This is a genomic window from Paenibacillus sp. 1011MAR3C5 (genome assembly GCF_003591485.1).
Taxonomy (GTDB): Bacteria; Bacillota; Bacilli; order Paenibacillales; family Paenibacillaceae; genus Pristimantibacillus.
Window position 1 is genome coordinate 955746 of record NZ_QZCF01000001.1, and the last position, 14146, is coordinate 969891.

Annotated in this window: 11 protein-coding genes; all 11 read right to left on the reverse strand. The window is 52.1% G+C overall.

The annotated features are described in order from the left end of the window. Positions 1-35 precede the first annotated feature (35 nt). Positions 36-1961 carry an FtsX-like permease family protein gene (locus D3P07_RS04375; RefSeq protein ID WP_182914173.1) on the reverse strand — a complete coding sequence of 642 codons (1926 nt, stop codon included), beginning with the start codon at positions 1959-1961 and terminating at the stop codon, positions 36-38. After that, the gene (locus tag D3P07_RS04380) at positions 1936-2706 is read right to left on the reverse strand and encodes an ABC transporter ATP-binding protein (protein WP_119798834.1); all 771 of its coding nucleotides are present in this window, start codon (positions 2704-2706) and stop codon (positions 1936-1938) included. Before D3P07_RS04380 ends, D3P07_RS04375 begins: the two co-directional genes overlap by 26 nt. Positions 2707-2885: 179 nt before the next feature. Beyond that, a complete protein-coding gene (locus D3P07_RS04385; RefSeq protein WP_119798835.1) occupies positions 2886-3860 on the reverse strand; it encodes a sensor histidine kinase in 975 nt (324 codons plus the stop codon). Further along, the gene (locus tag D3P07_RS04390; protein WP_310732521.1) at positions 3860-4597 is read right to left on the reverse strand and encodes a response regulator; all 738 of its coding nucleotides are present in this window, start codon (positions 4595-4597) and stop codon (positions 3860-3862) included. Before D3P07_RS04390 ends, D3P07_RS04385 begins: the two co-directional genes overlap by 1 nt. A gap of 17 nt (positions 4598-4614) precedes the next feature. Continuing rightward, a complete protein-coding gene (locus tag D3P07_RS04395; RefSeq protein WP_119798836.1) occupies positions 4615-5373 on the reverse strand; it encodes an ABC transporter permease in 759 nt (252 codons plus the stop codon). Next, positions 5370-6113 (reverse strand): ABC transporter ATP-binding protein, encoded by a 744-nt coding sequence (locus tag D3P07_RS04400; protein WP_259391336.1) that lies wholly within the window; start codon positions 6111-6113, stop codon positions 5370-5372. The genes D3P07_RS04395 and D3P07_RS04400 overlap by 4 nt, the downstream gene beginning before the upstream one ends. A gap of 335 nt (positions 6114-6448) precedes the next feature. After that, on the reverse strand, positions 6449-9193 hold the full coding sequence (locus tag D3P07_RS04410; protein WP_119798839.1) for a discoidin domain-containing protein: 2745 nt from the start codon (positions 9191-9193) through the stop codon (positions 6449-6451). Positions 9194-9309: 116 nt separating this feature from the next. Beyond that, positions 9310-10749 carry an ABC transporter substrate-binding protein gene (locus D3P07_RS04415; protein WP_119798840.1) on the reverse strand — a complete coding sequence of 480 codons (1440 nt, stop codon included), beginning with the start codon at positions 10747-10749 and terminating at the stop codon, positions 9310-9312. A gap of 146 nt (positions 10750-10895) precedes the next feature. Further along, the gene (locus tag D3P07_RS04420) at positions 10896-11765 is read right to left on the reverse strand and encodes a carbohydrate ABC transporter permease (protein WP_119798841.1); all 870 of its coding nucleotides are present in this window, start codon (positions 11763-11765) and stop codon (positions 10896-10898) included. Then, complete coding sequence (locus tag D3P07_RS04425; RefSeq protein WP_119798842.1) at positions 11762-12685, reverse strand: carbohydrate ABC transporter permease; 924 nt, start codon at positions 12683-12685, stop codon at positions 11762-11764. Before D3P07_RS04425 ends, D3P07_RS04420 begins: the two co-directional genes overlap by 4 nt. Positions 12686-12781: 96 nt before the next feature. Next, complete coding sequence (locus tag D3P07_RS04430; protein ID WP_119798843.1) at positions 12782-14110, reverse strand: response regulator transcription factor; 1329 nt, start codon at positions 14108-14110, stop codon at positions 12782-12784. Positions 14111-14146 lie beyond the last annotated feature (36 nt).

Genomic DNA, 14146 nt, shown 5'->3' on the forward strand with positions numbered 1-14146 from the left:
CTTTTCACGTAATCGAAATTGTAAGATCCGAACCCTCAAGCCAGTTTCCTTCTCATTCGATTCAAATAGCGCCACCGGATCAATAGGAAGTACAGCAATTGTATCCCGAAAAACACACCATATATAATCAAGCCGTTCGTCAGCATGGAGGTTTTCGTCAAGTTCGCCATATTGATAAAGGCGATTGCGCTATGGGCCATGCCCAGCATGAACGGCAGGAAAAACATAACCGTCAGCTGCCGCGTGACCAATTGTCCGAGCTCCTTCGGACTCAACCCCAACTTGCTCGTCATGCCAAACTGCTTCTCGTCCCGGTCCACGTCGGCGTAGAGCCGGAAATAGATAAAGCTTGCCGCAAAGGTGAAGAAAACGACTCCGACCAATACGCTTATTATAAGCAGAATGCCGTTAAGCTGCCTTTCATGGTAATGATCGATGGAAAGCGCCGAGAATGGTCCTTGTCCTGCTCCCGCGAATCCGTCTGTCAGTTCAGACTCAAGCTTTCTTGCCAGCTCCAGTGTCTCCTGCCATTCCGGAACAGCATAGTACATGATCGAGGTTGCTTTTGCGCCTTCCTGTCTGAGCCGTTTGAGCTCTACGTCAGGCAATACGATCACATCGTCCGACAGCGCGATAATGTTATCGCCCACTCTTTTTTTCAGCCGAAGTACCCCTTGCCCGTTCTCCTTTACTACTTCCGTGGCGGCTTGTATCACGGGTTCATCGTCATACCTGCCGCTATTCCGGGAGATCACGCCGGAAGCGATCAGCAGCTCATCGGCATCGAGCTCATAGGTCCCCAATCCTCTAATGGCAGCCAACTCGTTGAACTGGGTCAGCGATACAAGGGCATAATTGCTGTTGCCCGCATAGACAAGATCAAGCTTCGATCTCTGAAAAGCATACCCTTCCCGTTGCAGCGATTCGTCAATACGGGCTACCGCTTCATCGGCACTTCCGCCATGCTCCGATGGATACCCATAGGTGAAGGCATACGGATATTGTCTCTCCGTTCGTCCGGGATCGCTGACGGATAGACATGCCCCGATTCCGGAGAAGGCTGCGGCCATCACCGTCGCCACCATAAAGAACATCACCGCATTATCTTTGACCCGGTAAGCCATATCCGTGAAGGACATCAGATTGATGCCGCGGAACAACACGGTCTTGCGCCTTCTGAGCGCCCGAAGCACGTAGACATTAAGCTGCGTGAACAAGAAGTAAGTACCCGCCACTACACAGCCGACGGCCAGCGCAAGCAGCCACAGGAAAAAAGCAGAATAGTTAACGAAAAAGAACACCATGCCGTAGCCCGCCGCAATGAGCACCACCGCAAGCAGCGACAGCCAGATCGAAGCTTTCGGCTCGGGCTTCGGCTTTTCGTCACCTTTGATTAGCTCCAGTACGCTGGTTTGCCGCCCGACCCGTATCGTCAGAATGGATACAACCAGGAACAATAGTGCAAAGGCGCCCGCTGTCATCCATACCGCTTCAAGCGGTAGATAGAAGCGCAGTCCTTCCTCCAGCATCAGCAGCCGGGCACTCACCAATAGCATCAGCTTGGTGAACAGGAGTCCAACGCCAATCCCCGAGGCAATGGCGGCGAGTCCAATCAGCATATTTTCGGCAAAGGTCAGCTTCATGCGCTGCTTCTCCGTCATGCCCAGCACGAGCAGAATGCCAAATTCCTTCTTGCGCGCCTTCAGGAATGCACCAGTAGAATAAAGCAGGAACAGGAAAGAGAAGATAAATATGAAATATTGCGAAACTTTAAGTCCCATCGTCGCCAGATACGAGGCTGTTGCGCTGCTTGACGTAAGCTGGCCTTGGAGATCGGGATGATAAAGCAGCACAGCATAGATAAAAAAAGCCATGACTGAAAAGGCGCTGCTTAGAAAATGAGCCGCATACGTCCGCTTCTTGCGAATGACGTTTCTATACGCGAACTGTCGGAAATTCATGTCCATTCCCTCCAAGCAGCGACAATACATTCAATATCTTTTGATAAAAAGCGTTCCGGTTGTCTCCGCAGTGAACCTCGCTATAGGTTCGCCCGTCTTTAATAAAGACGACGCGGTCGCAATAGCTGGCTGCCATCGCATCGTGGGTGACGAGCAGCATGGTCGCGCCTTCGCCTTTATTCAATGCAGACATCAGCTCCATCACATCGCGGGCCGACTTGGAATCCAGATTGCCTGTCGGTTCGTCGGCGAGCACAAGCTGCGGCTGATGAATCAGTGCTCTGGCAATTGCGGTACGCTGCGCCTGGCCTCCCGAAATTTCGTAGGTCCGTTGATTCAGAATGCCTGCAATGCCCAGCTTCTCCGCGATCCGCTCCGCTCTTTGCAGCATATCGTCCACCTTGCTCCGATCCAGCGTAAGCGGAAGGACGATATTCTCCATGACCGTCATCGTATCCAGCAGATTGAAGGCCTGGAAGACGAATCCGAGCTCCCGCCGGCGAAATCTTGCCAGCCCCTCCGGCAGCAAGCGGAACGGGTCTGCCCCATTAAGCAGCACCTGGCCGGAAGTAGGACGGTCAATCGTTGAAACCACATTCAGCAGCGTCGTCTTGCCGCTGCCCGACGGCCCCATAATGCCGACGAACTCTCCTTTGGCTATCGTCAGATCGATATCGTTCAACGCTCGGTAAGGCACATTGCCGGGGTAGATTTTATTCAAGCCTTTGACTTCCAATACATTCATCGCCATCCACTCCTGCTCTCTTGATAGTTCAATTGTAGCCGGCTGGAAGCCGATATCCCATGAACAACACCTTCACCTACCTTACATTATTGCAAGGTTAGAGACATGCCTATTCGATCGCACTCTACCATACAAAAAAGCGGATTCCAATGAATCCGCTTCTTCTCTAAATAGCTGTACTAAGGAAATACTAGCCGTATAACCGTACCTGCGCCAATCTTGGACTCCGCCTCTACGAGGTAACCCATCCGATCCATGACCGATTGGACCAAATAAAGTCCCATCCCGGTCGACTCCTTGAAGCGTCTGCCATTCTCCCCGGTAAAGTAGGGATGGAAGATTCGCTTCAGATCAGACTGCGGAATGCCTATGCCCTGATCCTGTACCTCCAGCACAGTTCCACGGTCGTCGCGGTAGACAGCAATGATGACACTGGCGCCGCCCGGCGCCGAATATTTGACCGCATTGGAGAGGAGCTGCTCTACCATAAAGAATAGCCATTTCCGGTCCGCATATACCGTCAGCTCTTCTTCCACTTCCAGCTTGGGAAAGACGCCGCTGCGAATAAATAGCCTCCGATTATGCAGAATGACCTCATTCGCCAGTTCGCGCAGCCCGATGCGCTCGACCGTAAAATCTTGCTCAAACGTCTCCAGCCGCGACATATAGAGCACCATCTCCAGCCCTTTCCGCAAGCGGTCCGTCTCTTCTCTCATACTGGCGCTTCGCTCGCTGTCATCCTCCTGAAGCATCAGCTCCATGACTGATAATGGCGTCTTCATCTGGTGAACCCAATGATTGATGAACGTCACATGGTTCTCCCGGTTCCGTTCCGCGTCCAGCCGCAATTGATCGTAGCTCTTATACTGCTCCGCCAGCCGCTCCCGCATGGCTGAGGGCAACGGTGCTGAACCCGCTACGTCCGTCATCTCTTCTATTGGCTGATCTTGCCGGCTCAGCATCCGGTAGAAGCTGCGATGAGTAGCATAACGATAGACCAAATATACGCCAAAGAAGCAGAGCCCGAGTAGTGCCGCATAGACTGCCACCTTCCAGCTTCGATAGCCATCCAAATAAAAGACGACCGTTACAACCGCCAGCTGCAGCATAACAAAGAGGACAAGCGGGATATGCTCTCTTATAAAGAGCCGCATTACTTCGCATCCCCCAGCCAACTCGGATTGAGCCGGTAGCCGGTGCCGCGCACCGTCTCCAGCGCTTCCTGAATGCCGAGGTCGGACAGCTTCTTGCGCAGGCGGGTTACATTGACGCTAAGCGCATTGTCGTCCACATACGCATAATCGTCCCACAGCTTCTCCAGCAGCGTCTCGCGTCCAACCAGCTTGCCGAACCCCGTCAACAGCGCTTCCATCAGCACGGTTTCCTTTTTGGTCAACTCTACCGATCGACTGCCAAGCCGCAGCTCCATCTTCTCCGGATGGAGCGCGAGTCCCTCACGCTCCATCACGCGTTCCTCCGTCGATGCGGCATAGTCGCCATAAGCGCGTCTGAGCTGGCTGCGGATCTTCGCCATCACCACTTCATAATGGAACGGCTTAGTCATATAGTCATCGCCGCCGTTCTCGATCGCCATCACTTGATCCATCTCCCCGCTTCTTGCAGAAAGAAAGATAATCGGACACGTAGATACAGTCCGGATCTGCCGGCACCAATAATAACCGTCAAAGCTAGGCAAATTAATATCCATCAAGACGAGATGAGGCTTCAGACTCTGAAATTGCAGCAGAATCTGACCGAAATCCTCAACAACGACCGCCGTATGCCCATATTTCTGAATATGCGATCTGAGCAGCTCTGCAATTTTCCTATCGTCTTCGACAATGAGAATCGTATAGCTCATAGCTTCCTCCTTCAGCAGCTTGGTTGGCATTCGCACCCGCTCCAAGACTAGCTTCTTTCGATCTTGCGCAGCCGCGCGTCCGGCGTAAAAAACAGCTTTTGATAGAGCATGCTTAGAAGCATGCTCGTCATCGCAGCGGAGCCAGTATGAGCGAACAGAATGAGCAGTTGATACCGCACGGCCTCCACCGGATCGGCTCCTGCGATGATCATCCCCGTCATCATGCCGGGCAACTGCACCAGCCCTACCGTCTTCAAGCTGTCGATGGTCGGGATCATGCTGAACTTGACCGCCCGCTTCATCGGCCCTTGCATCGCCTGCGTGCTGCTTGCGCCAAGGGCCAGCAGCGTCTCCATCTCCCCGCGCGAGGTCTCTGCTTCGCGCTTGATCGCCGTCGTGAACAAGCCGGATACGATCATGGCATTGCCAATCGTCATGCCGCTAAGCGGAATGATATATTGCGGCGTCGGCTCGATCAGATTCAGCCCGATCAAGAACAGCATCATGAACGCTTCCATTGACGCAATGGTAAGCGCAATCCGCCAGAAGACGCCCTTCAGGCCCGCGCCGCGTCTTGATGCATTCCAGGTGGCCACAAGCGTCATCACAACGATAATTAAAATGATAAAGGCAATATGATCCGTCTTGAATACGTATTGCAGCACATAGCCGATTGCAAGCAATTGAACGGCTGCCCGTATGCTGCCGATCGCGATGCTTTTCTCAAGGCCGAGCCTCTTCCAGAAGGAGATAAACATCGTAATGAACACAAAGATAAGCGTACAGCTCAACGCCAGCAGCGTCATCGCTCGCTCACGCTCCCTATAGCCTCATCCCGCACCTTATCGTCCGCCGAATCGCCGTGAAGACCTCGCCCGCTGTCCGTTAACCGACCGTCCTCCAGCGTCCATGTCCGAGAAGCAACCCTGCTTGCCTGTTCCGCTTGATGCGTCACCCAGATTAGCGTCAATCCTTCTTCGCTGTGCCAGTCAATCAGGATATCCTCTACCAGCCTGCAGCTTATGGAGTCCAGCGAAGCGGTAACCTCGTCCAGCAGCAGAACGGTAGGCCGGAGCAGCAGAGCACGGATGAGTGCCAGCCGCTGCTTCTCGCCGCCCGACAGTTCTTCTGCTGGCCCATTCATCGGGAGATGGGCAAGGCCGCTTCGTTCCATCAGCCTCTCTGCAAGCGATTGCTCATACGCCGTCCCATGAAGCCGGCTCACCGTCCGCAAATTATCCTCCACGCTGCCCGGCAGCATAACGGCGTGCTGTGCGACGTAACAAACCTGCCTCCTCCACTTCGCTGGCTCCATACTGCTGCAAGAGGCGCCGCGTATAGACATATCTCCCTCATCCGCCGAATCGAGGCAAGCCAATATCCGCAGCATCGTGCTCTTGCCTTGCCCCAAAGCGCCCATAATGGCGATGCTTTCCGGCTCCCGGATTATGGCATCTATATGATTCAGCAATACGCGTTCCCCGGAGCTCTCATAGGTGGAGGGAATTCGCTTGCTTAAGCCTCTTATTTCAAATAATGCGCTCAAATCTCTCATCTCCTGCTGCTATATTATCACAGGTGGACTGTCGAACACATCAGCTCGGGGAACCTGCTTCTGCCCCGCTTCATTTCTTACCGCCTCGGCATAAGCCGTACCATCGATCTGATTCCAATTTTCTGCGTAGAGACGCTTGGCCGAACAAGACACATGACGTTCTGACCTTCCTTCTATTAGACCATGCCTGAATTCGACTGGTTCCAGGTCACAACACAAGCTGGCTCCTGCTATTCGCATACGACATGCCAAATAGCCCTTTGCCGGATCAACTCCGCAAAGGGCTGTTTCATGTTCACTTATTCTCATTGGGGATTCTCTCTTGCTTAGTACACTTCGAATTCAGATACTTGTGCTGCCGGCCACGCGCTGTTCGAGGTGATCGTGACCCGAACATGGCGGACATTCGCCGGTGCATCCAGTACAATCTCAACCTCATTGCCCGTCTTCGGATCGTATATGTGAGACGCCGAAGGCTCTAGCGTAGTAAACGTTGTTCCGTCTGCGCTTCCTAGCACTTCAATATCCTGCGTGCGCGATTCCCAAGCGTCCTGCGGCGGCAAGCGAAGCTTGATCTTGCTGACAGCATGCTCTTCGCCAAGATCAACCGTTAAGGATTGCGGGAATTTCTTCGCAGTACTCTCCCAATACGTGAACGGATCGCCATCGACCGTTAGCTTCGGATCGAACGCTTCATCCGTCACCGACGTGCCGGTTACCGTCTTGCCAAGCGCAAAATTGATTTCCGCCTTCACTTTCGGGAATGTCTCCGCTGCTTGGCTGGCTTCCTTCGCGCTGGTCAACTCGACATAGCCGACTTTTTGATCTTTAATTAAGGCTACATAATCAAATATAGCGAACTCGCCTTCTTCTTTTACAAGCAGATCGGCAATTTTGGTCCCGTTCGCCTGATAGGCAATGGCTGAGACATGCGGCCACTTGTCGCCTGTCTTCACCTTCAGTGTCGTATCGGAGCCAATCGGCTGATAGATTCGGATCGATTCCTTGCCTCGAACCTCAACCAGATCATGCTCGCCCTCATCGAGATCCAGTCCATTATAACGGGAGTAATTACCCGCTCTGACGCTGCCGTCCTTCGCTTGCACGTCGAATCCGCCAACAGCCAGCGTCGTATGCTCATCTAGCACATACTCATCCGTCTTGCTCCAATTGGTCGCCACTTGATGCGTGCCGAAGTCTGTCCGCGTTACTGTTTCTGTTAGCTGCTCATAGTCCCGAACGAGCTGGTCGGTATAGCCGGCAAGCACATGCTTCTGGAATACGCCGATCGCATCCACCCATGGACTGGTCACACCGTTATAGAAGTCGGCGCTTAAGTTATAGCCCATCGCTAAATTCCAGCGCAGCATATCCTGATCGTCCGTCATCGTCTCACCAGCAAGATTGTGATGATAAAACATCACCTTGTCTCTCATCAGCATGCCCGATAACGGATAATATTCCGTATAGGATGCGGTATTTTTGCGGTAGCCTAGCATATCCCAGAGATAAGTCGATCCCATGAACCCGATAGAATCGTCCGCCAGCACATCCGTGCCATCCTCGACATACATGCGATGCTTCAGTGCCTCAAAGTAATCGCGTACGCCCTTGAAATAAGCCGTCGACGGGTCGGTGCCCTCCGGAATCGCCTTGTTGAACACATACGGCGAGTTGCGGATGCCCCATTGATCCTCGAATATGCCGTCGAAGCCGGCATCTTCAATCAGCTTCCGATGCTCTTCGGCCGTCCGTTCGCGGAAGAATGGATCCCCCGGATTAACGACATAGCCGCTATGCGGACCATAATCCTCCTGCGTCACAGAGCCGTTCTCCTTCTCGACCATGATGTCGGCGAGCATCGTGCCTTCCGGCAATCGATCCAGCGTCGGCGAGCTTACGCCCCACCAGCTCATATTCGTATACGGAACGACAATATTGCCCTTTGCTTGCGCATTCTTCACGAATTGCTGGAACTTCGCATTACCGCCCCACTTCGAATCAGGCGGGATAAAATCCGGATAATTCTCATCATGGCCTCCAGTCTGGAAGCCGACCAGATGGATCATGCCATTGTAATTCATTTTGTCAATGAAGCCTGTCGTCAGATTGTCCCAAGACGCATCCTTGATCGCCGATATATCTGTCTTGTACAGCGGAAGCTCGAAGTATTTGGCCGCATCGTCGCCAAGCTTATCCTGAAGCGAGCGGTACTCGCCAATTCCGTTCAGCTCCCGATAGCTGGCAATGGAAGTCGTATAGTCGCCGCCAATCTCCAGCACGACAGTCGGGCTGCTCCACTTCTGATCGGCTTCAATCCATGTCCGATAATTATGTACAAACGAGGTTTTGCCGGAATCATTAATTTGATGCTTGTATCCAATTTCCGTCAGCAGCGTCGTCTCGTCACCCAGATCGTACATCGCCAGATTGCCTGCATTCGTGCGCATCGCCAGATACGATGCGAACATGACGCCCGGATACTGGTCAGAGAAGGAATTGCTCTCCTGGAAGAAGGCGTTCTTCAGCTTGGCGCCTGGCAGCATCGGCAGAATCGCGTCTTGCACGCCGCTCTGGTTGATCTTCATCTCATAAGGGAAGCGGAACGATCTCACCTTCTGACTTGTCTTGTTCGCAAGTGCCGCCGTCATATAGATCCGGTCGTCATCTCCGAACCGAACATCGATGTCTACCTCCAGCGGACCGCTGTAGCGCAGCTGCAGCTCGCCTTCACGCTTCTTCCATTCATAAGTGAAGGACTCTGCGCTTGAGCTTTGCACAGACGTATCATCACCCAGAATTGCCCACCACAATGTCTGGTTGCCGGCAGATAGCTGCTCCGAAGCTCCTTGCTGCTTCACATAAGCAATACCGCCGTTCTCCTTATAAAAGGCCATTTCGTAGTGCTTATTACTCACAATGAGTAAGCCTTTCTCTTCATTCAATTGCATCTTCGCCTTACCTCCGCCGCTCAGCAAGCCTGAGAAGATGAGAACACAGACAATCGCGACTACCATGACAATGCCTATCCATAACGCCAGCCATCTTGTATTCAGCGCCAGCTTCGACATGTAACCACCACCCGTTTCCTATGCTAGGCCCCCCCCTTAAAATCCAAGGAGAAGCAGAACGGGGCTGCCCCCGTAGATGCAGGCATCTACCTTGGGACAACCCCGCATGGTCATGATTAAGGTTGGATTGTATCGTAGAATTTCTCTTGCATGAACTTCTCTGTATTTTCGAGCTGGACTTTCATGTCTACTCCCTTCTTCGAGAATACTTCCTGGATCACATTCGTCATCGCGCCGTAGAAGTCTTGCGTATTGTATGGCGATTCAGCCTTGCCGTCGATCAGCTTCATCGTTTCTTCACCGTATTGGTACACGTTGTCGTACTTGTCGAACAGAGCCGTTACTTTCGCGCCGTACTCAGCGTCAGGCTTGAAGTATTGGAATACCGCCGGTACGTAGAATTTGTTTTGATCCTGACGTTCTTGGATGTTTCTCTCCAGCGACTCCAGACCTTTATCGGAGAAGTAGTCGAATGTTGCATAGTAGAATGCGATTGCTTGCTCGTCTTTGCTAGCGTTCGGGTTGATAACCAGGAAGTCGCCGCCCAGAACGCCGTAATGCTTGCCGCCTTTTTCGTAAGCAGGGATCGGATAGACCAGAATGTCATCTGGCGTCATGCCGCCTTGGTTCAGCGCTTGATCGACCGGACCGTCCGGACCTGCGATAACCATAGCCGTTCTGCTTTGTGCGAATGCGCCTACCGCATCGCCCCAGCCAAGTGCCCAGTCCTGAGGAATGGCGTTCGCTTCCCACTTCAGCTTGTCGTAGAACTCGAGTGCTTTCATGCCAGCGTCGGAGTTGAACATTGCCTTTATTTTGCCGTCTTCTACATTCAGGATGTCGCCGCCAGCCGTGAACAGGAAGTTGGTCCAGTTCCAACCGGATTCGTTGCCTTTGCCCATCGGTGCGATACCGGAGATGCCGGCATTCGGATCGGAGGCTGCTTTTGCCGTATTCAGCATGTCATCCCAAGTCCAGTCGAACGAAGGGATCGCAATGCCTTTGTCATCCAGCATTTTTTTGTTAACCGTTACGCCCGTCGGATAGCCGCGTTGAGCGATACCGTATACTTTGCCGTTAACCGTGAACAGGTCTTGCAGAATAGGGTTCATTTGATCCTTGTACTCGTAAGCGTTGAACAGGTCGGTAATGTCTGCCGCCCAGCCTTTCTCCGCGAGGAACTTGCCTTCAGAAGCGTACGTGTTGAACAACGTTGGCGCTTCGTTCGCCCCCATCTTGATGCCGATTTCGTTCGGGTTGTACTGCCAGTCGCTCTTGATTACTTCTACGTTCGGGAACACTTCGTTGAAGCGTTTGATCTTGTCATCTTCCAGCGCGCGGTCTTCTACGCGGTCAGGAGTCGGGTAATAGATACTGATGGATACTTTTTTCTGAGTGATATCATCCTCGGCAGGAGGCGCACTGTTCGTATCCGAAGGAGTGCTGCTCGGGCTTGGGCTAGGCGGAGTGTTGTTGCCGCCGTTGCTCTTGCCGCATGCCGCCAGAATGAGAGTGAATGCAAGAACTGCCGCAATCATCATCGAAATCTTACGCATTTGAAAATCCCCTTTTCTTCTCAATTTTAGCTTACACGCTCATCATAATGTAGGCGCATTCACTAGGGCGATGTGTATTCCTATTCGGATCATGTGCAGATTTACGTTCTGTCACATTCGCGCACATAATGACAAATCATCTGCAATTACCCTTTAACTCCGCCAAGATACAGGCCTCTTAATATAAACTTCTGGAAGAATAGGAAAATAATAATTGGCGGAACCATAACAATGGTCAAAATTGCAAATCTGATATTCAGGTCCAATCTTCGCGCATTGAGAACGAAATCCCGGATCGCAACTGACAGCGGCTTGTTCTCCTGACTTAAAATAAAGCTTGGCCAAAACCAGTCGTTCCAGGCGGTCGCGAACACGAAGATCGACAGCGTTGCGAAGATCGGGATCGACAGCGGGAACGCAATCTGGAAGAACCCTCTGATCTCCGAAGCTCCGTCAATTCGGGCCGACTCGAAGATTTCGACATGAATGCCGTCCATAAAGGTTTTCAGCAGAAGCAAGAAAAACGCATTGGCGCCCGCAGGCAGCCAGATTGCCGCGAAGGAGCCCATCAAGCCAAGATCCTTCAGGTTGATAAAGTTCGGAATCATATATGTCGTTGCCGGGATGAACAGCGTCATCAGGAAGTAATAATAGATCGCCGACTTCATCGGCACCAGCATCTTCGACAAGGCATAAGCCGCAAGTCCAAGCACGATGACCGTTACGACCATATTGCCGACAAAAATCATCATTGTATTTTTGAAGTACATCGGAAGGTCAATATAGTTCCATGCCTTGATATAGTTCTCGAAATGCCATTCCTTCGGGAAGAAGGTCGGCGGGAACGAGTTGACCTCGGAATTGGCCTTTAGGCCGTTCAGCATGGAGATAAGAATCGGATACACCATGCAGCACATCATGATAACCACAAGCAGGTTCATTAAATAATAGCCCCAGCGAGTACCCGGTTTCTTCAAGTCATAATTGGAAATAATGGTGCGTTCCTGCGCCTTCATGATTTAACTCCCCCTCTGTTGTTGATCCGGTACTGAACGATCGCGAGTATGCTAAGGGCAAAGAACATAAGCACACCGAGGGCGGAGGCGACTCCGTAATCTTGTCTTACGAATGCGTAGCGCACAATGAGGAGGGCGTAGGTCAACGTAGCGTTGTTCGGACCGCCGTCCAGCATCGCATATTGGGTTTGGAAGCCCTGCGATGTTGCAATCAGCTGCAGCATCAGCAGCAATAAAATCTGATTGCGAATGGCAGGCAGCGTAATGTAGCGGATGCGGTGCCAGATGCCGGCGCCGTCAATCTCGGCTGCCTCGTACCAGTCGCGGGGTACAGCGAGAATGGCGGCAAGATAGATCAGCATCGCAGATCCAAAGCTCTGCCATGTCTCCATGATGACGATAGACGCCATCGACCAGGCGCGATCAACCATAAAGTTGATCTGATTCAGGCCGATGCTCTTCAGCACGGCGTTGATCGGGCCGACCGGGTCATACAACCATCTCCAGACGCCATATAGCACGACGAATGGAACGACATACGGCAGGTACGCCGCAACCCTGGCGAATCCCTGGAATCTGCGCATCTCCGAGATCGCCAGCGCGAACAGGATCGGCACCCAGAACCCGATCGCAAGTGCGAGTCCCATATAATAGAGCGTATTTCTCACGGACGTCATGACATCGCGATCCGTGAAGATGGTCTTGTAATTGTCGAAGCCGATGAAGGTGTTGCCTTTGACAAAGTCGACTTCGTAGAAGCTGTTTAACACCCCTTTAAAGATTGGAAGCCACAGAAAGAGCGTGAAGATGACAATAGCCGGCAGGATGAAGATAAATCCCCATACATACCGTTTGTACCTTCCTGGTCGCTGCGTCTGCGGCTTTGTCTTGCTGATTGGAACAGCCGTTGTTTGCTCCATTGCGTGGTCCCTCATTCCTTTAGTTAATCTACTATTTATTGTAGATAAAGAGGGTATCCCAGAACATGTGCATATCTATTCGGATGATAGGCAATCTTACTTTTTCATCTCGCTTGGGCTGATTCCAAAATATTTTTTGAAGATTTTGCTAAAATGCTCGGGCGATTCGTAGCCGACCTGTTCCGAGATTTCATAGCGGCGCAGGTCAGTAGACAGGATGAGCCGCTTGCTCTCCTCCATTCTCAGCTTAATCACGTATTCCCATAGATTGTAGCCTGTTTTTTTCTTGAACAAATAGCTCAAGTAGTTGGGGCTGACGTGGTTTTTTTGCGCAATTTCATTCAAGGTAAGCCCCTTCTGGGCATAGTTCTGATGAATATACTTGCTGGAGCGCTCCACAATCATATTGTTTTGCGCGGCAATCTCATCCTCCGTCGGTTCTTCCTCAGTCTGCACGCCCCACTTGAAATCGCCGTAATAGAACACATAATGATCCTTGTACTCGCGGCTCCACTGAATCGCCTTGTCCGCTTGCGCATGTACTTCACCCAGAAATTCGCTGCCCTTCAGAATCTGGCTGATGCCAACGACGGCATGGAAGCCCAGAAACTTATGGACATTGAAGTGAAGGCTCCTTCCGATCATCTCCAGCTGATTGACCTTGTCAACGCTGGAGTCGCCGTAACGCTCCTCATTCCATTGAATGACGATGCAGATCGCCTGATCCGGCGAATAGAAGGACTGGTGGTCCCATTCCGAGTCCAGCAGCTCGTTGGATATATTAAGCGCCGCATATTGAAGCAGCAGCTCGTCTCTCTCCGACAACCCGCGGCTGTCGGAGGCAAAATCCAGCTTCATTTTTACAATTGCATAATAAGACCCTTCGAGGTTCGTATCGTATTGCTTTCTCAGCTCTTCGACAACAGCCTCGCGGTCATGCGTGTCCGCGGCTAGCAGCCGGTTCATAAGCGCTGTCCGGCCCGGCAGCGGCTCCTGCATATGAAAGTGCTCTCTGAGGTCCGACATCAGCTCATCTTGGTCGCGCACCGTCTTATCCATATGAAGCAGCACATGGCGAACCGAGCTCATGAACTGTTCGCTATTCAGCGGCTTGATCAAGTAATCACGAGCTCCCAGCCGGATCGCAAGCTGCGCATATTGAAAGGTCTCATGGGCCGATATGACGATGACCTGCACCCATGGCTTGATGATTTTCGCCTGCTGCATTAACTCGATACCGCTCATCGAGCCCATCTGTATATCGGTAACCAGCAAATCTATATTTTCCATGCGCAAATAATCGAGCGCCTCATAGCCGCTATGCGCATTATAGATATGGCTGATATGAATGCCGGATGAGGATAGAAGCGCGGTCAATCCTTCGCAAATAAGCGGCTCGTCATCCACAATCAGAATATTGTACATCGTCTTCCTCCCTTTCCTGCACGATCTGTGTGAGTC

Bases quoted from the DNA above. Each gene is read 5' to 3' on its own strand.
- D3P07_RS04385 (WP_119798835.1), bottom strand. From the start codon at position 3,860: ATGCGGCTCTTTATAAGAGAGCATATCCCGCTTGTCCTCTTTGTTATG.
- D3P07_RS04410 (WP_119798839.1), bottom strand. From the start codon at position 9,193: ATGTCGAAGCTGGCGCTGAATACAAGATGGCTGGCGTTATGGATAGGC.
- D3P07_RS04375 (WP_182914173.1), bottom strand. From the start codon at position 1,961: ATGAATTTCCGACAGTTCGCGTATAGAAACGTCATTCGCAAGAAGCGG.
- D3P07_RS04395 (WP_119798836.1), bottom strand. From the start codon at position 5,373: ATGACGCTGCTGGCGTTGAGCTGTACGCTTATCTTTGTGTTCATTACG.
- D3P07_RS04390 (WP_310732521.1), bottom strand. From the start codon at position 4,597: ATGCCAACCAAGCTGCTGAAGGAGGAAGCTATGAGCTATACGATTCTC.
- D3P07_RS04425 (WP_119798842.1), bottom strand. From the start codon at position 12,685: ATGGAGCAAACAACGGCTGTTCCAATCAGCAAGACAAAGCCGCAGACG.
- D3P07_RS04415 (WP_119798840.1), bottom strand. From the start codon at position 10,749: ATGCGTAAGATTTCGATGATGATTGCGGCAGTTCTTGCATTCACTCTC.
- D3P07_RS04380 (WP_119798834.1), bottom strand. From the start codon at position 2,706: ATGAATGTATTGGAAGTCAAAGGCTTGAATAAAATCTACCCCGGCAAT.
- D3P07_RS04420 (WP_119798841.1), bottom strand. From the start codon at position 11,765: ATGAAGGCGCAGGAACGCACCATTATTTCCAATTATGACTTGAAGAAA.
- D3P07_RS04430 (WP_119798843.1), bottom strand. From the start codon at position 14,110: ATGTACAATATTCTGATTGTGGATGACGAGCCGCTTATTTGCGAAGGA.